Below are 18893 nucleotides of genomic sequence, written 5' to 3'. Positions count from 1 at the left end.
TGCTATTCCTCCCGCCCGGACGTCGAGAACCGCACGTTCTTGAGAATCCTCAACTGGTACATCGTGAAACCGATCAGCATGCTTCCCATGATCCAGGCGGCGGCGGTCGCATAGCCGAACCTCAGGTACATGAAGGCGTTGTACCAGATCTCCAGGCTGATTGTATGCGTCGCATTCAGAGGCCCGCCGCCGGTCATGATGAAGATGTTCTCCATGGCTTTGAACGAGCCGATGAACGCTCCGACGAAGTTGATGATGATAAGCGGTTTGAGCGTCGGAACCGTGACCCGCCATATCTTGCTGAGGACTCCGGCGCCGTCGAGGTCGGCCGCCTCGTACATGTCGTCCGGGATGCCTTTCATGGCGGCCAGGTATATGATGCTGCCCGGTCCAGCCCCCGCCCATATCGCCGGCAGGATGATGCAGAGCATCGCCAGCTTGGGATCCGACAGCCAAGTCTGCTGGGTTATCTGAAGGTGGCTCAACCACGGGTGTATGCTCTCGGCCAGGGCCATCGCCATCTGGTTGTAGTAGCCGATGAGCGTGTTGAACAAGCCCTGCGGCGACGGGTCGTAGAACCATTTCCACAGGAAGATGACCACGAGCGAGCTGGTCACCGCGGGCAGGTAGAACAGGGTGCGGTAGAGCATCTTGCCCCTGGGAACCTCGTTCAGCAGAAGGGCCAGTATGATCGGCACGCAGAACCCCAGGCCGATGTTCAGGGCAACGTAGGTGAGCGTGTTCAGCACGCCGACGCGGAACGTCTCGGAGTTCACGGCCTCGATGAAATTGTCGAGGCTGACGAACGCACCGCCGCCGAGGATGCGGTAGTCCTGGAACGCCATCGTCATGCCTCGAACGAGGGGCACATAGTTCCAGACCAGGATTGACAGCACGGCGGGCAGCATGAACGCCCAGGCCACTACGTGGATCATCTTGCTTCCCTTACCGCGCACCAGCTGCGTGTCCGCCGCATCTTCCGAGTGTGCCCTGGCAAGATTCCGTATGGAGACCGTGGCTATCGAGCCTAGCGCGACAAGGAGAAGTGCGAACACACCCCAGCCGATCTTTCGCCGTCGGTTCATGACGTCGGGGTCAACGTACCCGAGCATCTTCGTGTCGATCCGCTTGGCCGCGGCATCGAGTATCGCCTTCGGGTCCTTGTTCGGATGAAGCTTCATGTCAACGAGCGGGTAGTCCAACTCGATGTATATCATCTCGCAGTTCTTGCCGTGGGGTTCGGGTCGGCCGTGCTTGAAGGCCTCCTTGTTGGCCTCGATCCATCCCTTCGGTATGCCGCGCAGGTACTCCCTGTAGCCGAAGCGCTCCAGCTTGTCCGGGCTGACCATCTTCCCGAGACCCGCTTCGACGTACGCCGTCGTGCGAATGCGGTCGGCCTCGTCGCTCGACATGAACTTGATGTACTCCCACGCGGCATCGCGCGTGCGCTTGTCCTTGATCTGGGAGTTGATGCCCCACATACCCGCGTTGATCTCGTTCGCGCGACCGGCCGGACCCGCGGGCAGCGCCGCAATGCCTATCAGGCTGGGGTTCACGCTCGATTGCCGGTTGGTAACCATGTCATATGAGTATCCGAACCACTGGGCCAGCTTGTCCTGAGCGATGTCGGTCGCGTAAGTAGTGGTGTGGGAGGCGACGCCGTTAATGATCTTGCCGTCCGAGGGACGCTTCCAGGGGTCAACTACCAGCTTCCGGAAGAACTTCAGCGCGGTGACTCCGGCTTCGTCGTTGAAGACGCAGTGCCACTCTCCCTTTTCGTCCTTTGCTACCACGTCTCCGCCTGCTTGCCACAGGAAGTTGATCCAGTGGAATGCCGTTCCGCTGGGAGAAGCCTGGAATCCGAAACCGTACTGGCCCTTCTCGGGTATCGTCAGCTTCTGGCAGTATTCGTAGAACTCATCCCAGTCCCTCGGCGGCTTGTTTGGGTCTAGGCCGGCGATCTTGTAGAGGTCCTTGCGGTAGTAGAGCGCCATCACGCACTGGAACCACGGCATGCTGTACACGTGACCGTCAACGGTGATGACCTCGCGGATCGTTGGATGTACCCGCGCGAGTACTTCCGGGTCCTTCTTGATATACTCATCCAGTTGGAGAAGAAATCCCTGGTTGATGTAGTTGTCGAGCTTCCTGAAGTTGACGTAGAAAACATCCGGCGCGGTGCCGCCCGCCATCGCCATCAGCAGACCTGATTCCTGTGCCGGTCCCTGCACCTGCAAACCGCTCGCGCTGATGATCTTGATGTCTGGGTGAAGCTCTGCGAATCGCTCGAAGACCTTGCGTTGAGCCCGGCGCCACGGGTCAGTCGAGTCCTTCGCCGGGATCCCCCAGTCGCCGCCCCATAGGCGGAGTTCGATGGCGTCCTGTTGGACGGGTGAGCCGTTCGCGGCCGGAAGAAGGGCGGGCGGCAGCATCGTGAATGCGAGCAGGGCCAGCATGCACGAGATATATGTCATGGGTCGCTGCAAGTCTTGCTCCTGGAGAGTGCTTATCGGTCAAGAGAGGGTGTCTACAGTACCGCAAAACAGTATATCAAGCCCGGCCTTGGCCGTCAATAGTAAACGTTTACAGAGGTGCGTTTGTGCAGAGTGAGTCGTATTGAGGCATGGGGCGCAAAAAACATCTTGACAAACGGATGTTCGATGCCTATAATCTGGCATGGCGGTAATCGAACATGCGTTCTATAATCCATTTTCGACTCAACTCGTTTTTCGCGGCACTGGAGCAAATCCGGAGGCCGGAGTTCGCTGGGAAGCCGCTGCTGGTGACTCGCAAATCCGGCCGCGGGGAGTTCGTCGTCTCGGCATCCGTGGAGTGTGACCTTCCATTGTTGGGGCAGGAGTCGAGTTCCTGCCCCAACAATGAGTTGACCGCCCGCCATGCCCTGAGATACAACCCGACTGCGGTTGTAATCCCGGCGGATTGGGATCACTACCGCGAGGCATCCGGGGCGGTGATGGATATCCTCGCGAAGTATTCGCCGCTGCTCGAGCCGCACTCGCTGGACAGGGCGTACATGGATGTTACGGGCTGTACAAAACTTTTCGGGTCGCCTAAAACGATCGCCCGCGAGGTCCAGCGTACAGTGCTCGACCAGATCGGTGTGCCGGTGTCGGTCGGGCTCGCGCGGAACAAGCTGTCGGCGTGCGCGGCGTCCTCGGCGTGCAATCCCGGCGGATACACGGCGGTTCGGCCCGGCACGGAGGCCGAGTTTATGTCGCAGCTACCAGTTGGCGTCCTGAGCGGGGTGGGTCCGAAGATAGTTAGGCGGCTGGAGGGGCTCGGTGTGCGTACCGTCGGCGATCTGGCGGCGATCCCCGAGCGGCTGCTGATTCGGCAGTTCGGCGCGCTCGGGAGCAGGCTGCGCACACAGTCGCAGGGGATTGATCATTCTCCGGTGGCGGCGCTCTATCCGCCGTCGGCTATTATTATCGAACATACGTTCTCATACGGCGATGGTGAGCCGTCCGAGCCTGCGGTCGTAGAGGCGTATATGCTCAGGATGTGCGAGCGGCTGGCAATGCAGATGAGGAAGCGCGGCCGACGTGCGGGGTCGCTCAAACTCTCATTGGAGCACGAAGGATCGACGCCCGTGAACCGGTTCTACGCGTTCAAGTCGCCGGTCTCCTCAGCGCACGGCATCTACATAGGTGCACGACGGATTCTGATGGAGGTTCTGTCAAACACGTCGGATGCGTCTTGCCTGTCAGCCTGCCACGGTCTGAGACTCACCCTGAGTGACTTGGAATCCGGCGGGGGCATACAACTCAGTTTCATGGGCGATACCGAGCGACGGATGCGGCTCGATGCCGTGCTGGAGACGATCCGTTCTCGCTTCGGCGACCGAGCCATCGCATGCGGTGCGGCATGAACCGTTCAGTTGAGATAGCCTTGGACAGCAGTAAGCACGCGCCGTCCGCATTTCGATGGCGTGGGAGGTTCTACCGGGTCTCCGCCATCCGGGAATGCTGGCGGCTTCTCGGCGCATGGTGGGATGGGGAAGGGGAGCGGACCTTCTTCCGTGTGCAGACGGATACCGGTGGGATCTTCGAGCTTGTATACGATCACGTCCACCAATCTTGGCTGCTCGACCGGGTGGAGGATTGAGGAGTAACCGTCCAGTCCTGAGTGCGAAGCGTATCGAAGAACGGTCAGGTCTGGCCAACGGTTGTGCTGCTAGACCGCCCTTCGATACGATGCTCCGCATCACTCAGGGCTAGACGGTTGTATTATCCAGTACCGATATCCGCGTTCATCTGCGGTTTCAAATGGCATTCGCTCACCTTCACGTACATTCGAACTTCTCTTTCCTCGACGGAGGGAGCGCGGTCGAGGCGCTCGTCGACCGCGCGAAAGAGGTCGGCTGCGACTCGCTCGCCGTCACGGACCACAACGGCCTCTATGGCGCTGTCCGGTTCTACGACTATGCCCGGAAGGCCGGGATCAAGCCGATCGTCGGCGCTGAGATGGCGATGGAGAGCGGCCATCACATCGTGCTGCTGGCCAAGAACCTCTCCGGCTATTCGAACCTCTGCAAGATCGTCACCCGCGCGCACCTTTCTCATGAAAAGGGCCAGGCCGCCGTGAGCTTCGAAGTGCTCGATCGCCACAGGGGCGACCTCTTCTGCCTCTCGGGATGCCGCAGGGGTGAGGTGACCTCCCTACTGCGCGAGGGATGTCCCGAGGCCGCGGAGGAGGCCGCTTCCCGATATGCCGAAATCTTCGGGAAGAGCTTTGTCATCGAGATGCAGAACCACATCCTGCCCGGAACGGCTCTCCTCAATCAGGAGCTATGCTCGCTCGCCCGGAAGCTGAATCTCGGCGCAGTGGCGACGAACGACGTACACTACGCTCGCAAGGACGACTTCAGAGTGCAGGATATCCTTGCCTGTGTGCAGAGTATCACCAAGCTGGCAGACCGCCATCCGGTCCGCAAGCGGAACTGCGAGTACTACCTCAAGTCGCCCAAGGCGATGGCGAACCTCTTCACCGCCTATCCGCGTGCCTTAACCACCGCCGGCAGCATCGCAGCGCAGTGCAACCTCGACCTCGGACTCGGCACGTATCGATTCCCCGACTTCCCGGTTCCGAGCGGCGAGACGGCATACAGCTACCTGTGCAAGTTATGTTTTGAAGGCCTAGCACGATTGTACAAACCGATCACACCCGAGGCCACGAAGCGCCTCCAGCACGAACTGACCATCATCCACGAACTCGGATTCGCCGAGTACTTCCTGGTCACTTGGGACATCGTCCGCAAGGCCAGGGAGATGGGTATCCGCTGCTCAGGACGAGGGTCCGCCGCGGACTCGATGGTCGCCTACTGCCTGGGCATCACGATCGTAGATCCGCTCGAGCACGACCTGCTGTTCGAGCGGTTTCTCAACCCCGAGCGCAAAGGTATGCCGGACATTGACATCGACTTCGACGCCGCCCGGCGCGACGAGATCATCGAGTACATCTACAAGCGGTTTGGCGAGGACAAGGTGGCGATGGTCTGCACCGTCAGCACGCTCTGCGCGAAGTCGGCGATCCGCGATGTCGGCAAGGCGATGGACTTCCCGCAGGATCAGATCGACACACTGGCATCCGGGCTGCCTCACACGAAGGCTCGGCGCATCCGTGAGGCGATGGACAAGCTGCCCGAGCTTCGAGACGGCGGCGTCTCGATCGAGAAGATGGAGACGCTGGTGGACATCTGCGAGAAGGTGGACGGCTTCCCGCGCCACCTAAGCGTCCACCTCGGCGGCGTTGTCATCAGCCGCGGGCTGCTCACCGACCTTGTGCCGCTGGAGTGGGCGACGAAGGGCGTGATCGTCTCGCAGTTCGACAAGGACGATATCGAGACGCTCGGCTTGGTGAAGATGGATGTACTCGGCCTGCGGAACCTCTCGGCGATAGAGGATGCGCTCGTGTTGATCAGGGAGAATCACGGCATCGACCTCGATGTGGACAACCTGCCATACGATGATCCGAAAGTCTACGAGATGCTGCGGTCCACGAATACGGTCGGCCTCTTCCAGGTCGAGTCGCCCGGTATGCGTGGGCTGCTCGGACGACTTCAGCCGACGGGGTTCAACGACATCACCGCGCAAATCTCGCTCTTCCGGCCCGGACCGATGCAGGCGGATATGATCAATCCGTTCATCAAGCGGCGGCACGGCGAGGAGCCGATCACGTATCTCCATCCGAGTCTCGAGCCGGCGCTCAGGGAGACCTACGGCGTCATCCTCTACCAGGAGCAGGTCCTGCGGGTATCGAGCGCGCTCGCCGGATTCACCCCCGGCCAGGCGGATTCGCTCCGGCGCGCGATGACCACCGACCGCTCGCAGGAGGAGATGGAGAAGATCCGCGAGACGTTTGTCAGTGGCGCGCTCAAAAATGGCGTCGATGAGGAGATCGCCGAGAAGGTCTTCTCGCAGCTCAGGGCGTTCGCCGCGTATGGGTTCTGCAAGGCGCACGCCGCCTCGTTCGCCAAGATCGCCTACCAGACCGCCTACCTGAAGGCACACTACGCGCCCGAGTTCCTCGCCGGAATTCTCTGCAATGAGCCGATGGGCTTCTACCCGGCGAATGTGATCGTCGAGGAGGCACGCCGGATCGGTATCGGCATTCTCGGCGTCGATGTCAACCGAAGCCGGAAGAAGTTCAGTGTCGAGGAAGGGAACATCCGCATCGGGTTGATGCAGGTGAAGGGGATCAGCGATGCGGAGATCAAATCGATCGTGGATGCGAGGGCTGAGCGGGAGTTCGACTCGTTCAGCGATTTCTGCCGGCGCGCGCGTGTCGATCGCCCGACCATCGAGAACCTGGTCAACTGCGGCGCGTTCGAGTGCTTCGGCCATCCGCGCGGGAAACTGCTCTGGTTGCTCGGAGAGAAAACGTTGGGTGTCACACGCCAGGGGAGCCCGTCCGTTGAAACATTCCGGCTAATGGAGGTTGAAGCCGATGACCAACTCGCCGATCTGCCCGACGTGCCCGAGCCGCCGATGCACGTCCGAGTGCGGATGGATTATGAGATACTCGGACTATCGCCTCTATGTCATCCGATGGTCTTCTACCGGGAGACGCTGGCGCAGGCGGGGATAGTCAAGAGCACGGAAGCGAAGGGAAAACCCGGCGGCTCAATCGTCAGAATCGCGGGAGTCGTCGTCACGTGCATGCGCCCGCCGACTAAATCAGGGGTCATCGTGGTGTTCGTCACGCTAGAGGACGAGTTCGGCCTGATGGACACGGTCATTTTCCCGAAGGTCTACGAGCAGTACGGCCCGGTGATCTTCAACAGTCCCGGACTGATCATCGAAGGCAAGGTCGAGCGGATGGGTGAGCGCGGCCTGTCAATCATAGCGAGGAAGATATGGCCGCTCACTCCCGAACATAGGAATGAGGGCATCTCAGGCGACCGGCAGCGGTATCCTGAACGGAAGCGTTCCGCCGGGCAGAGGTCGTGGGTCAAGAGTCAGGGCGTCTGACCAATGCTCAATGCTTGAGATTGAGCGCCGATTGTGGTAAACTACCAAAGGGTTTTCCGGCAAACCGGATCAGTCCGTTTTGTGAAACTTCACGGCCTGCTTGCACGTCAAACACTATGGCAGGAAGACTGATCACGAGGAGTTCAGGCGTCATGAGCAAGGATCCAGCCCGGGCGCTGGTGTTGGTTCACATCCTCATATTGGCCCTGTTTGCAGTCGGTGCCTGCGCCCAGGAGATTCCGGGGCGCGTTGCCAACACCGAACTCGTCGGCACGTCTTCCCTGGCCGCTCCCATGCAGATGTTCGACGGCACCCAGGATGTCCTCTTCGGCAAGAATACCAAGGGGCCCTACACTCTGTCGTGGAAGCCGATTGATCGCAACAGCGAGTCCGTTACTATAAACAATCACCGCGTCGAGCGAACCATAGACTATCAGATTGACTATTCCTCCGGCGTCCTGGCGTTCAACTCGCCGATACCCACGGGCAGCGTGATCAAGGTCGAGTACAGATTCAACCCCAAGACGGCGAGCAAGAACGTCCAGGGGCTGAGCCTGCCGCTCAGCTTCGATCTGGTAAAGCGGCCTGACCGCAAGCTTCAGTTCAGCGCCCTCTACAAGCAGGCCGGCGCCGATCCTAAGCAGACTTCCGATCTCACAGTGATCGGTCTTACCGGCGACACGAAGATTCACGAGGGCAAGCTCTCCTCGCTCCTCATGTTCAGCGCCGAGAGCGGCGGGGGCGGCAAAGACGCCGGCTTCCTGGATCGCGCGGCCATGCAGTTTGGCGGCAACACGGACGTCGGCGGTGTCAAGCTCACGACGTCGTACAGCCGCATCGGCGAGTACTTCGCGGGCGCGAAGGAGTACAAATTGAAGCCCGGCGCGGAGGTGTTGGACTTCGGGGCGGCGTTCAAGCCGAGTGACGCTCTCGCTCTGAGCGCGTCTACTAGACGCATTGAAGAACTCGCGGGTGCCAGAGAAGGCGAGGTTACGACCACCAACGCCTACTCGATTGCCTACGCCGATGGTAACGCGCCGAAACTGAACGTCTCCCGCACCGAGGTCGAGAAGGACCGCCCGGACGCGGATTCACAGAGGACGACGACCGATCAGGTCGAGTTGGAGCATCAGCTCTCGTCGGGTGTCAGGGCGGTGGCAACGCACCAGAACGTCGTTACCGAAGCGGGCGGCTCGGACTCGAGGCTTACGACCAACCAGCTTGCGGTGGATGCCAGGGTCAGCGACAAGATCGGTGTCAAGAGCAATCTGACTCAGCGTGACTCAAGCGATACGGGTGAGGACACGCTCGTCAAGTTCGATATTGACGCCGCTCCGTCCAAGACCTTGAGTGTCAAGGCGGCTGTGGCCAGGCGCGATACTGATGCATCAGGCAGTGATGCGACCGAGTCGCTGAGACTGACCGCCAAGCCCTCAGACAAGCTGAGCATCGAAATGAACGTCGCTCATCAGGACTCCGAGCTGGACGGCTCCGAGTTCGGCCATGCGATGAAGGTGCTGGCCTCGCCGCTCTCGTATCTGAACGTCCAGATGGACTGGTCGGGCCGCGATTCTGAGATCAGAGGCGACGAGCAGGTCGGTATGTTCCAGTTGAAAGCCGATCCGAGCAAGATGATCAGCGTCTCCGCCGCGATCGGCCTGAAGGATAACGATGAGTATCGAAACCTGACACGTGAAGCCAGGCTCGCGCTCAAGCCCTTCGAGCGCACCACGATATCGGGCGGATACAGCGAACTTGAGTCCGACGGCGCAGTGATCGCCAGGGTTACCGACGTTAGCGCCGCGACCAAGCCGGCGGACTTCGTGGAGCTATCGGGTGGGTTCAAGCAGCGGGAGAATCGCGGAGGTGAGGACGTCAACAGCTATCGGATGGCCATGGTGCTCGATCCGGGAGGCTTCTTCAAGTTCACCGGTGAATACGAGGACAATCCTGAGGACAAAAAGGGCGTAGTCCTCCGAGAGAACAACCGCAAGCTGGGGTTGCTGACGGACTTCGGCAGGCTGAAGCTCAAGGGCGGCTTCACGATGAGGGACAACTACCTGGCGGGCAAGAGCAGCGAAGTCACCGAGGTAGGCGTGGACTACAAGTTGTCGTCCCATTCGATGCTGACGACAAACTACAAGCTCGACCAGTATAGAGAGCAGACTGCTCTATGCACAAATGTCTACTCGCTTGGGTACAGCCGCCGCGTCGGCTCCGATTTCAACCTGTACCTGGGCGGCCGCATGACCACCTACGAAGAGAACCGGATGTACATGGAGGGCAAGACCGAGTACGAGGCTCAGGCGAACTTGGGTCTGAGGTTCTAGCGAAGGAGAGCGAATATGCCAGGGCAGACAGAGATCAAGCCGGTGCCGGGCGCGTGCAGGCACCTCCGCGAGCGTCACAAGCTCGAGTCGCGAGGCAGGTCCGCGTTCCCGGAGAGAGTGTTCATTCGATATGAGTGCGAGCGGAGCCATGATGTCGAGGGCGACGAGGCCATCGAGAAGTGCATCGCGACTACCATCGAGTGCTGGCAGGAGAAGTAGCCTAGGGGCGGGAGAGCAGACCGCGCCATCTGACCGCCCGCAGAGATTTGTTGGGGCAGGAGTGGCACTCCTGCCCCTTTTCACTTATCCGACAGTCACTCCCTTCTGACCGGTCGGACAGAGGTGGAGTATCGGGCACTCGTCGTGCCGGGGTTTTCGCGCGGGGCAGATCGAACGCCCCAGCGCGACGATCAGGTTGCTGAAGTTCGACCAGTCCTCCTCCGGAACGACCGCCATCAGCTCCCGCTCGACCTTGTCCGCATCCTTCTTCGCCACGAGTTTCGGGTCCGCGAGGCCGAGCAAGCCGGAGATTCGCAGCACGTGCGTGTCCACGATGATGCCCGGCTTCCCGAACGCTGCGCTGAGGACGACGTTCGCCGTCTTGCGCCCGACGCCCCTGAGTTGAGTCAGTTCCTCCATTGAATCCGGCACCTCTCCGCCGTGGAGATGCACGATGTCCTGAGCCGATTCGATGATGGACTTGGTCTTCTGCCTGAAGAAGCCGGTCGCGTGGACGTCGCGCTCGAGTTCGCTGGGGTCAGCATCGGCGAAGTCCTGGGGTGATCGGTACTTCGCGAACAGCGCGGGCGTTACTTGGTTGACCTTGATGTCGGTACACTGCGCCGAGAGGATCGTGGCGACGAGAAGCTGGTGAGGCGTGCCGAACTCCAGAGATACCTTCGCGTCGGGAAAAGCTGTTCGCAGCTCAGCAATGATCTCTCTGACACGGTCTCGGGGTTGCACTTCCATGTGCGGTTACTCCTGCGTCAGTAGCTCAGTCCGTAGCCGTATGAGTAGAGTCCGGGTACCGTAACGGGCAGAAGGCCCGACGGATTGATATCTCCAAAGAGCGCGTCCGCCGCCGCCTGGAACCCGCAGTTGCGGTAGTTGTACGCCGCCAGGTAGGCGTTGACCCCGGGGAAACTCGCAAGCTCGTAAGGCTCCCGAAGTCCCACGACAACAACAGGCTTGCCCATCGCGAGCAGTTCGTTGACCAGGGTCGCCTGGCCCGCGTTCGTCGAGAGCTGCGCTCTCGACGTTCCGATCACTACTACGTATGCCGAGGCCGCCGCGGTCTTGACCGTCGCTCTCTGGGACGACGTCGGGTTGACCGCCAGCGCCAGCGACTGCACGTTGGAGTGCTTCTGCGTGATATATGATGCAAACCTCGTCGCCGCATCCGTCGTGGTCTCGGATGCCTGTACGGTAACCAGTAGTATCTTCTGTCCCGATGTGAGGTTCAGCGGAAGGAAGCCGGACTGGTTCTTGACCAGCGTCACGGCCGCCCGCGCCGCGCTCAACTCAGCCGCCCAGTGCGCCGCGCACCCCACGATGTCGTCGGCGGCCTGAGGGTCCACGTATGGGTTGTCGAAGAGCCCGGCGCGGTACTTCAGGGCAAGGATTCTGGCGACCGACTGGTCAATCCGGGCTTGAGTGATGTCCCCGCTCTGCACCGCGGCTTGGACTGCGGCAGTCGCTCGGTTGAGATCCGGTGGCAGGGAGAGCAGGTCCACGCCGGCCTGGATTGCCATCACCGTCGCCTGCTCCACGGTGTAGCCCGCGGTGATCCCCGCCATTCCCATCGAGTCCGTCATTATCACCCCGTCGAACCCGAGGTTGCCCCGAAGGTATCCGGTCATCACGGCGGGTGACAGCGTTGCGGGTCGGTCGGGATCGAGACACGTCACCACGATGTGCGCGCTCATGATCGCATCGAGGCCGGCCGCGATCGCGTCTCTGAATGGTTTGCCGTGCACGTTGTCGAGCGTGGCAAAGTCGTATGTCACTATCGGCAGGCCGGTGTGCGAGTCAACCGCCGTATCTCCGTGGCCGGGGAAATGCTTGCCGGTCGCGATCACCCCGGCGCCCTGGAGGCCGTGAGTGTATGCGATCCCCAACTCGGATGCGAGGGCCGCCCGCTCGCCGAACGAGCGCACCCCTATTACGGGATTCAGCGGATTGTTGTTCACGTCGAGCACCGGAGCCAGGTCCATCTGCCCGCCGATCGCCCTGATCTCGGAACCGATCACGCTTCCTGTCGCATAGGCTGTGCTCGGGCTTCTCGCCGCGCCGAGGCCCATGTTCCCGGGGAAGTCTGTTCCGCCCGTGATTCTGGTCACTCGGCCGCCTTCCTGGTCCATGGAGATCAATATCGGGACTCCAGCCCCCCCGGCTCCGATCGCGCACGCCTGTATGTCGTTGCTCATCTGCGCCGTTCGCACCGGATCGTCTATGTTGCCGTTGTACTGGAAGTAGACGATCCCGCCGACGTGCTTCTGCAGAATGATGTCGCGCTCGGACTGATCGAGCGTGTCGCCGTCGATCCGTATCTGGAAGAGCTGCCCGATCTTCTCGGCTAGCGTCATCGTCTGCAGTCTGATCTCGGACCGGGTGCGCCGCGATACGACGTCTGCCTTGCTCCTCACCTTCAGCACGCGGATCATCGAGCCGTTCACCTTCTCTGCCGTACAGATGCCGGTAGCCAAGACGTAAGCCCAGTCCCTGTCGAAAGTGGCTCCGTCGGGGGCCACGACCTTGATCTCCGGTTCACCTGGCGCGCCGATCCTGAACCAATCGCAGCCACCTTCGGGATCATAGTCGGTGATCTTGCCCCAGACGGTGACCAGCAGTCCGATCGTGTTCAGGTGCCCGTCTCCTTCGATCCCCTCCTGCAGGCCGGAATCGCCTCCGGTAAAAGCAGCGTTGATCAGGCCCACCGGTTTGACGATGCTCATGCCGCCCTCCGCCAGCGGGTGTCCGGGTGATGCCGCGATGTAGCGCTCCCCGGTGGCGATGTCCGTCTCGATAGTGCCAAGGACGCTGACGAGGGTGCCCTCCGCGAAAGTCCCGTCGGTGTCTACACGTATACCCGCCCCGCGGTCGGTCTGCTCTACGTAGACGTGTCCGGAGAACGATGCCGTTACTGAGAGGCCCTGAAGCGATACGGCGCTTCCGTCGGGTATCGCGCTCTTCGCCGCGCCGAGGCCCAACGCGTGTGCCGATCCGGATGATAGCAGGGCGACCATGGTGATGAGTCTGCGCAGAGTGGATGGTCCGAGGGAGTATTTCATGTTGCACCTTGGGTACTGGTTGGGCATTGTCCGGCCGCTGGGGGGATCCACCAGCCGACTGATTGTATTGTATACTGCCTTATCGGATTTGTCAAGACAAACTTTGCCCCTCAGCTCCTGCCTTGAGTCCCGAGATGTCATTTTGAGCACAGCGAAGGATCTCGCGCCGGCGTCCGCGATTGCGTCGGAAGGTTGCGTTGCGCCTGCGGCTTGAGAGAAGGAGGATATTTGGCAAGGCGAGCATAATGGATGAGCTAGCTAGGGCCGGCACTCCGGGCTTCACTGCGAGATTGTCTCGGCCGAACCGGGTTTTCCCGGAAATCAGACAGGAGGTCGTGTGATGCAAGGCAGATTGCTGGGTATCGGCGAGTCGCTCTCTGCTGGTTGGGCGACGTTCTCCAAGTATGCGGGCGTGCTGATTGGCGCCTTCCTCGTCTACATCATTATCGCAGGTGGTGGCGGGAGCATCCCCGTGGTCGGGGCACTGGTCGCGATTCTAGTCGTTCCTCCCCTCATGGGGGGCATGATGGTGCTCATGTTGAAGGCCGTCAGGGACGAGGGTCCCGAGTTCGGTGATCTGTTCTCGGGCTTCCAGAAGTACGGTCTCTGGATGGGTGTGTACTGGCTCTTTGTTGCCATCGCACTGGTGACTATGATCCCTCTCGGCATCGGCGCGGCTATCGCGGCTGGGATGGGGGCGTTCAGTTCCCGGGCCGCGGACTATGCGGCCTCCATGCCGAGCGTTCCGGGAATGCCTGCCATGCCGACGATCCCGTCGGCATGGCAGGCATTCCTGCCGGAGCCATGGCAGTACTGATTGTCTTCGGCCTCGTATCGTTGGTCCTGTACGTCATCGTCGCCCTGCGTTTCATGTTCGCCTACTACGCGGCGGCTGATGGCGAGGGGATCGTGGAGTCGTTTAAGAAGAGCAGCGATATGACCGAAGGGATTCGACCGCAGCTCTTGCTCGTCGCAATAGTGCTCAGTCTGGTCGGCGCTGCTGGAGCCATCGCCTGCGGCATAGGCATCATAGTCACGGGGTTGCTCGTCTGGCTGGCATTCGCGCATATCTACGTCGGACTGAAGGGCCAGCCTCCGGTCTCTGCGCCTGCGCCGCCTCCGGCTCCCGAACCCGTTAGTCCCGCATAGCGGCACGGGTATCTGCAACCGCGTCTTGCCGGTCTGCTTCGGCAGTGGGCTGCCCGCTGCCGAAGCATCCCGTTTGACTACCGGTTGCGTTGGTCGTACAATGAGGCGGCAAAAAGGCCCGGACGGGCTGCCCGGGCCTGAGAAGCTGGGTTGGTGCCGAAGAGGGGAGTTGAACCCCTACACCCTTGCGGGTACATGGTCCTGAACCATGCGCGTCTGCCATTCCGCCACTTCGGCGCGTGGTACCCCGCCTTCCGCACGATTTCCTCACTTGGTTCAAAACCAAGTACGCTTGTCAAAGGTCCGATTCCGCTGAACCAAGTACGCTTGCACTGCCTTGATAACCGTACTTGGTTCATGCCAGCCTGTGCCATTATGTTACACCATGTTGAATTTCGTGTCAATACCCAATCTGCAAACCATCCGCTAGTATCCCGGCAATCGAAATCTCCGGGCCATGAGCACCACGTCCTCATGCTCCAGGCGCATGTATTCCTCCCACAGTCGCCAGTACGTCCGCCAATGCATGAACTTCGGCTTATCCGGGAACGAGTCTGCCATGCTGACCGTGCCTCCCAGCTTCCGCCGTATGTTCTGGCACTTGCTCAACGCCCGGTCCCACGGCGATTCGTTCTGTGAGTCGTATGCCAGACCGCGACAATGCCGACACACGAACATCCTCCCTCCGAACAGCTTCCCGACGCGCCGATTGCACCTCGGGCACTTGAACCAGGGCCGATGCCCGCCGAAGTTGCAGGGCGTAAAGGTCAATCGGACGGCATACCGCAGTTCCTCCCCGTCCCCATCGTCCGACCTCATACGATAGTCGAGCATTACCAGCCCCGGCTCCGCCCATCCGCCGATGCTTCCACACGGTTCACCGCCCCGACTCCATGAGAGGTGGAATAGCCGTCCTGCCCGGAGCAATCCCTGCCGATGCAGAAAGTTCACGTCAATCGCCCGGTAGCTCCCCACCGTATCCTTCGTGCCAGACCTGTACCAGTCTCCAGACCCCAGGCCGCCCATGATGCGCACTCCCGCCCCTTTTTGCCGAAATCATCAGTCAAGTTGCTGTGTTTGTGCTCATTGAATGCCGAGCTGCTCCGGTCGTGGGTCACGAAATCGGGCAACCTTGGCGAGTATCCCGACTATGCGTTCCTTCTCCTCCTCGGTATAGAGCCGACGCATCCTCTCCCCTTCCTCGGCGGTAAACGTGAACCACTTCCCGCCGTCCTCAATCCATCGGGCCGATACCCGGTTCATAAAGAGCATATCATCCCGCGACAGGCACTCCCACTCGAAACGTATCGTCTGCATCAAGTCCTTCGGCGTCATTCTCGCTTGTCTCCCGACTCCAGAAGCGCAGTCAGTCGCGGGGAATGCTTGCGTCCGCACTGCCAGCATACCAGAGCCCAACCGTCCCGCAGGAACAGTTCGGGACCTACCACCGGGTCCGTCCTTTCGCCGCATATAGCGCACGGGTCATTAGTCGCGCAGTTGTTCCATCTGATTGCGAAGCAGGTCTCATCGTACATATTGCACCTCCCGGTATCGTATCTTTCCGGCGTTACTCGCCTGTCGGTACCGCCGCATGACTCCGACCGTCCGCGTCCCCCCGCCGCTCAAAGCGGGGGAGCGGTAAGGCCATGTTTGCCGACGTCTTTGCCGACGTTGCCGACGACAGGCCAGAAAACGAACCTCGGCAAGTCGGCAATACATATAGAATGCCGACGTTATTGCCGACGTTATTCCTGCATCCCGCCATTGCCGACGTATTGCCGACGTATTGCCGACGTTCCGGTTTTTCACCATTCTTCCTCCAGCATCGGAGCCTTCTTATTGCTTGTTTCCGGGAGCGAGTAGAACACGGGTTTACCTCGTTGAACCTTGGTCAGCCGTGACGCTTCGACCAGTGCCGAAAGCGTATTATTGACGGTCTTCTCCGAGACCCCTTCCGCCTTGCACTGCTCGACTATCAGTTGACGTTTCGCCGTTCCACCCGTGTCCGCAATGGTCCGCAGTATCGCTTCCTCGGCAAGCTCCCGACGGCTCTCCGCCGTGCCCGATTCACCCGCATAGCTGATGGAGGTCGTCTCCTCGTCGGGGTCGGTCACTTCGACCAGGAAGCGGGGGACCGCCTCCGCCTGTCTGCTCTTGTCGTGCTCGACCTGGAGCTTCCCGTCGTTCAACCTGCGGACGTAGAGGACGGAATCCATCACCGCTCTTATGGCGGATGAGCCTCGAATCATCTGACCCGGCGCGTTGCTCGCAAGTCGGCTCTCCTTGCGGACGTGATGCACCAGCAGGAACGCCGCTCCCGTATCCCGCGATACCTGCCGGATGCCTTCGAGGAAGGATGCCATAGCTCTGGAGTCGTTCTCGTCGGCGGAGCCGAAGTGTATCATCGGGTCGAGCACGACCAGGCGGATGCACTCCCGGCGTATCCGCTCGGTCAACGCCTGGAGGCCGTCAGCGTCGAGGTCCACCGCCGACAACAGAACGCTGAAAGGTATGTCCGGGTCGAGGTCCGGATTCGCTTCCTCCAGACCCTTCCACAGTTTCTTGAACCTCCGCCGGATGAGGTTCTCGCCCGATTCGGCGTCGAGGTAGAGGACCGCTCCCTTCTCGACCGGAAACTTCCCGAGGAAGGGAAGCTCGCTTGCGACTGTCTGCCCGAGATGAAATCCTAGCCAGGACTTCCCGACGCCGGAATCACCCGCCAACAGGCAGAGACCGCCCTTCGGTATCAGACCCTCGACCAACCAGGGAACGGGCGGAAGTTCGCCCGTCACGAGGTCTTTGTGAGTCAACGTCGAGGACATCGAGGAGACCACCTCAGACGCCGCCTCGCCCATATTCCCTGCACCGGTGCAGGGAATAGAGTCCCCGTGCTCATGCTCGTATGCGTCCGGTTCATAGATGAGCCGCAGGTCCCTCCACTCCATGCCCCGACAGCCGTTGTGGAGACACCCCGCCGAAATCCCCCCCGACGGGAACTGAAGGATGAACGCGCTTCGGTTGCTGTGTGCCGAGTCCCACGGGCATACCGGGAAGACCCACTTCCTCCCGCCCTTCCAGTCCGACGGAGGACCGACGGGGACGCCGTGCTCCTGTATCCATCCGTCGAGGTCGAACGCCTTCCCGGATGCCGTGCGCTTCGTCGGCGAAGGTTCTTCCTGCGGGAGCCAACGCGCAAGCTCCTCCAGGGCGGAGACCCGAACGACCTCCGCGCCGTCCGGCGGGGTCCACTCTATCCGGGAGACCCTGTGCGGTCGGTCGGGCACGTCGTCTCCCTTGCGGTTCACAGTGCCGTAAAACCGCAGGGGCCGCGCCCTGTTGTGTACCGATGTGTCTACCGTCACCCGGTCGTCACCGAATCGGAAGTCCAACGCTTCCAGACACTGCCTCAGCAGTCCGCCATCATCGGCGGGAAGGTCAACGCGATACAGAAGATGCCTTCCGTTCCCGCTCGAAGCGTATATCGCCGGGTCGGGGAATCCGAGGTCGAGTAGCGTAGACCATACCTCTTGCGCCTTCTCTCCCGCCGCATCGCGCTCCCGGTCGGTCGAGGATATGCCGGACGGTCGAACCGGGTCGCAGTCAACAAAGAACCACTTCCGCCGGGGGAGAGTATCGTCGTCGGACGTGCAGGAGTCACCCTTGCCGCACTCCCGCACGCGGTTGCTCGCCCGCGCCAACAGTTCCGGCTTGACATTGGGAACGAGGTAGACGCCCTTCGCCCTCTGGGACAGCTTCACCGCTTCCTCGACCAGCTTCTCCCGGTCGTCGAAGTACCCCGAGGCGGTGAACCGGAACCCGTTCCCTCCTCGCCTCACATCCAACGCCCGAAGCTCGACGACCTCCCCGGGTTCGAGGAGGAGGTCCACCGTCCTGCGGACCTCCTGCTCGTCTGCCGATACCGTCCTGGTCGTCGTCATCCCGCCTCCTCGAAAAGCTCCCCCTGCCTCGGAGCGTTGGGGTCGTGCCAATACTTCAGAGGAAGGCACTCCTGCGCTCCGAAGCCCCGGTCGAGCCGGAACGCATGGCGGAGGAAGTCCTCGAAGGCAACCGCGAAGACTCTCCCATCCTCGACTAGAACCTCAATCTGCCTGCATCCCAGCCCGCGCAACTGCTCGACGATATCCTCCTGAATCGCAATCCCCGGCGGGGTACGCATCAGGTGATTGGGCTTGCACTTCTTGATAAAGACGCCCCCGACCAGCTTCCCGGCGGAGAACGACCTCCGACCGTCGTGACTTGTCAGATTGACCCCGGTCGGGTATAATGCGGACGTAGACTTCACACCCATTGGAGTCTGCCTCCGTCCCACGGTCCCCGCCGCCAAGTGAGTACCGTGGGACACTATTCCTCTCGCGCACATCTCACACCACCTCCTCCTCCTTATCGCGAATCCCGAGAGCCCGGTCGAGTTCCCGCAGGGGAACGCGCAATTGCCGCCCGACTCGAAGAACCCGAACCGGACCGAGCCAACCCGTCGCCGCGAGCTTGTAGACCGTGCATCGCCCAACGCCTAGCCTTGCGCCAGCCTCGCGGACGCCCACCGTCTCGCTACTACCACTCTGCATTACGTCACCTCCAGTGTGTATTTGAGAGCGACTCTCGCCCCCATCTTG

Annotated in this window: 15 protein-coding genes and 1 tRNA gene; 7 read left to right on the top strand and 9 right to left on the bottom strand. The window is 61.1% G+C overall.

Features of this window, described 5'->3' with window-relative positions:
• Window positions 1-2: 2 nt before the first annotated feature.
• A complete protein-coding gene (locus tag KBC96_05585; GenBank protein ID MBP6963861.1) occupies window positions 3-2486 on the bottom strand; it encodes an extracellular solute-binding protein in 2484 nt (827 codons plus the stop codon).
• A gap of 206 nt (window positions 2487-2692) precedes the next feature.
• On the opposite strand from KBC96_05585, the gene KBC96_05580 reads away from it, so the two are divergent.
• The 5 genes from KBC96_05580 to KBC96_05560 all read left to right on the top strand — a co-directional run bounded on the left by KBC96_05580 (window position 2693) and on the right by KBC96_05560 (window position 10039).
• On the top strand, window positions 2693-3889 hold the full coding sequence (locus tag KBC96_05580) for a DNA polymerase IV (GenBank protein MBP6963860.1): 1197 nt from the start codon (window positions 2693-2695) through the stop codon (window positions 3887-3889).
• The gene (locus KBC96_05575) at window positions 3886-4125 is read left to right on the top strand and encodes a hypothetical protein (GenBank protein ID MBP6963859.1); all 240 of its coding nucleotides are present in this window, start codon (window positions 3886-3888) and stop codon (window positions 4123-4125) included. The genes KBC96_05580 and KBC96_05575 overlap by 4 nt, the downstream gene beginning before the upstream one ends.
• A gap of 161 nt (window positions 4126-4286) precedes the next feature.
• Complete coding sequence (gene dnaE / locus KBC96_05570) at window positions 4287-7490, top strand: DNA polymerase III subunit alpha (protein ID MBP6963858.1); 3204 nt, start codon at window positions 4287-4289, stop codon at window positions 7488-7490.
• Between the two features lie 152 nt (window positions 7491-7642).
• Window positions 7643-9820 carry a hypothetical protein gene (locus KBC96_05565; GenBank protein MBP6963857.1) on the top strand — a complete coding sequence of 726 codons (2178 nt, stop codon included), beginning with the start codon at window positions 7643-7645 and terminating at the stop codon, window positions 9818-9820.
• 15 nt (window positions 9821-9835) lie between these two features.
• The gene (locus KBC96_05560; GenBank protein ID MBP6963856.1) at window positions 9836-10039 is read left to right on the top strand and encodes a hypothetical protein; all 204 of its coding nucleotides are present in this window, start codon (window positions 9836-9838) and stop codon (window positions 10037-10039) included.
• An 84-nt stretch (window positions 10040-10123) separates the two neighbouring features.
• Here the strand turns inward: KBC96_05560 and nth are convergent, their stop codons facing one another.
• Both nth and KBC96_05550 read right to left on the bottom strand, forming a co-directional pair.
• Window positions 10124-10789 carry an endonuclease III gene (nth, locus tag KBC96_05555; GenBank protein MBP6963855.1) on the bottom strand — a complete coding sequence of 222 codons (666 nt, stop codon included), beginning with the start codon at window positions 10787-10789 and terminating at the stop codon, window positions 10124-10126.
• Between the two features lie 17 nt (window positions 10790-10806).
• The gene (locus KBC96_05550; GenBank protein ID MBP6963854.1) at window positions 10807-13110 is read right to left on the bottom strand and encodes a glycoside hydrolase family 3 protein; all 2304 of its coding nucleotides are present in this window, start codon (window positions 13108-13110) and stop codon (window positions 10807-10809) included.
• A gap of 340 nt (window positions 13111-13450) precedes the next feature.
• Here KBC96_05550 and KBC96_05545 point away from each other — a divergent pair, with 340 nt between their 5' ends.
• Window positions 13451-13927 (top strand): hypothetical protein, encoded by a 477-nt coding sequence (locus tag KBC96_05545; protein MBP6963853.1) that lies wholly within the window; start codon window positions 13451-13453, stop codon window positions 13925-13927.
• On the top strand, window positions 13915-14259 hold the full coding sequence (locus KBC96_05540; protein MBP6963852.1) for a hypothetical protein: 345 nt from the start codon (window positions 13915-13917) through the stop codon (window positions 14257-14259). The genes KBC96_05545 and KBC96_05540 overlap by 13 nt, the downstream gene beginning before the upstream one ends.
• Before the next feature lie 151 nt (window positions 14260-14410).
• Here KBC96_05540 and KBC96_05535 read toward each other — a convergent pair.
• From KBC96_05535 to KBC96_05510, 6 genes are all read right to left on the bottom strand, one after another.
• A tRNA-Leu gene (locus KBC96_05535) sits at window positions 14411-14496 on the bottom strand.
• A 189-nt stretch (window positions 14497-14685) separates the two neighbouring features.
• Window positions 14686-15285, bottom strand: coding sequence for a hypothetical protein (locus tag KBC96_05530; GenBank protein MBP6963851.1), 600 nt, complete (start codon window positions 15283-15285; stop codon window positions 14686-14688).
• Between the two features lie 57 nt (window positions 15286-15342).
• Window positions 15343-15594, bottom strand: coding sequence for a hypothetical protein (locus tag KBC96_05525; protein MBP6963850.1), 252 nt, complete (start codon window positions 15592-15594; stop codon window positions 15343-15345).
• A 470-nt stretch (window positions 15595-16064) separates the two neighbouring features.
• Window positions 16065-18197, bottom strand: a complete 2133-nt coding sequence (locus tag KBC96_05520; GenBank protein MBP6963849.1) for an AAA family ATPase — start codon at window positions 18195-18197, stop codon at window positions 16065-16067.
• Complete coding sequence (locus tag KBC96_05515) at window positions 18194-18568, bottom strand: hypothetical protein (GenBank protein ID MBP6963848.1); 375 nt, start codon at window positions 18566-18568, stop codon at window positions 18194-18196. The genes KBC96_05520 and KBC96_05515 overlap by 4 nt, the downstream gene beginning before the upstream one ends.
• Before the next feature lie 73 nt (window positions 18569-18641).
• Window positions 18642-18845: an excisionase family DNA-binding protein gene (locus tag KBC96_05510; GenBank protein MBP6963847.1), complete on the bottom strand. Its 204-nt coding sequence runs from the start codon at window positions 18843-18845 to the stop codon at window positions 18642-18644.
• Between the last annotated feature and the right edge of the window lie 48 nt (window positions 18846-18893).

The organism is Armatimonadota bacterium (genome assembly GCA_017993055.1).
Lineage (GTDB): Bacteria > Armatimonadota > UBA5829 > DTJY01 > DTJY01 > JAGONM01.
Note: the sequence above shows the minus strand (reverse complement) of the source record. Positions and strands in the feature narration are given on the sequence as shown.

Coding starts and splice junctions, on each gene's coding strand:
- KBC96_05580 (MBP6963860.1), top strand. CDS start 2,693: ATGCGTTCTATAATCCATTTTCGACTCAACTCGTTTTTCGCGGCACTG.
- KBC96_05575 (MBP6963859.1), top strand. CDS start 3,886: ATGAACCGTTCAGTTGAGATAGCCTTGGACAGCAGTAAGCACGCGCCG.
- dnaE (MBP6963858.1), top strand. CDS start 4,287: ATGGCATTCGCTCACCTTCACGTACATTCGAACTTCTCTTTCCTCGAC.
- KBC96_05565 (MBP6963857.1), top strand. CDS start 7,643: ATGAGCAAGGATCCAGCCCGGGCGCTGGTGTTGGTTCACATCCTCATA.
- KBC96_05560 (MBP6963856.1), top strand. CDS start 9,836: ATGCCAGGGCAGACAGAGATCAAGCCGGTGCCGGGCGCGTGCAGGCAC.
- nth (MBP6963855.1), bottom strand. CDS start 10,789: ATGGAAGTGCAACCCCGAGACCGTGTCAGAGAGATCATTGCTGAGCTG.
- KBC96_05550 (MBP6963854.1), bottom strand. CDS start 13,110: ATGAAATACTCCCTCGGACCATCCACTCTGCGCAGACTCATCACCATG.
- KBC96_05545 (MBP6963853.1), top strand. CDS start 13,451: ATGCAAGGCAGATTGCTGGGTATCGGCGAGTCGCTCTCTGCTGGTTGG.
- KBC96_05540 (MBP6963852.1), top strand. CDS start 13,915: ATGGCAGTACTGATTGTCTTCGGCCTCGTATCGTTGGTCCTGTACGTC.
- KBC96_05530 (MBP6963851.1), bottom strand. CDS start 15,285: ATGGGCGGCCTGGGGTCTGGAGACTGGTACAGGTCTGGCACGAAGGAT.
- KBC96_05525 (MBP6963850.1), bottom strand. CDS start 15,594: ATGACGCCGAAGGACTTGATGCAGACGATACGTTTCGAGTGGGAGTGC.
- KBC96_05520 (MBP6963849.1), bottom strand. CDS start 18,197: ATGACGACGACCAGGACGGTATCGGCAGACGAGCAGGAGGTCCGCAGG.
- KBC96_05515 (MBP6963848.1), bottom strand. CDS start 18,568: ATGGGTGTGAAGTCTACGTCCGCATTATACCCGACCGGGGTCAATCTG.
- KBC96_05510 (MBP6963847.1), bottom strand. CDS start 18,845: ATGCAGAGTGGTAGTAGCGAGACGGTGGGCGTCCGCGAGGCTGGCGCA.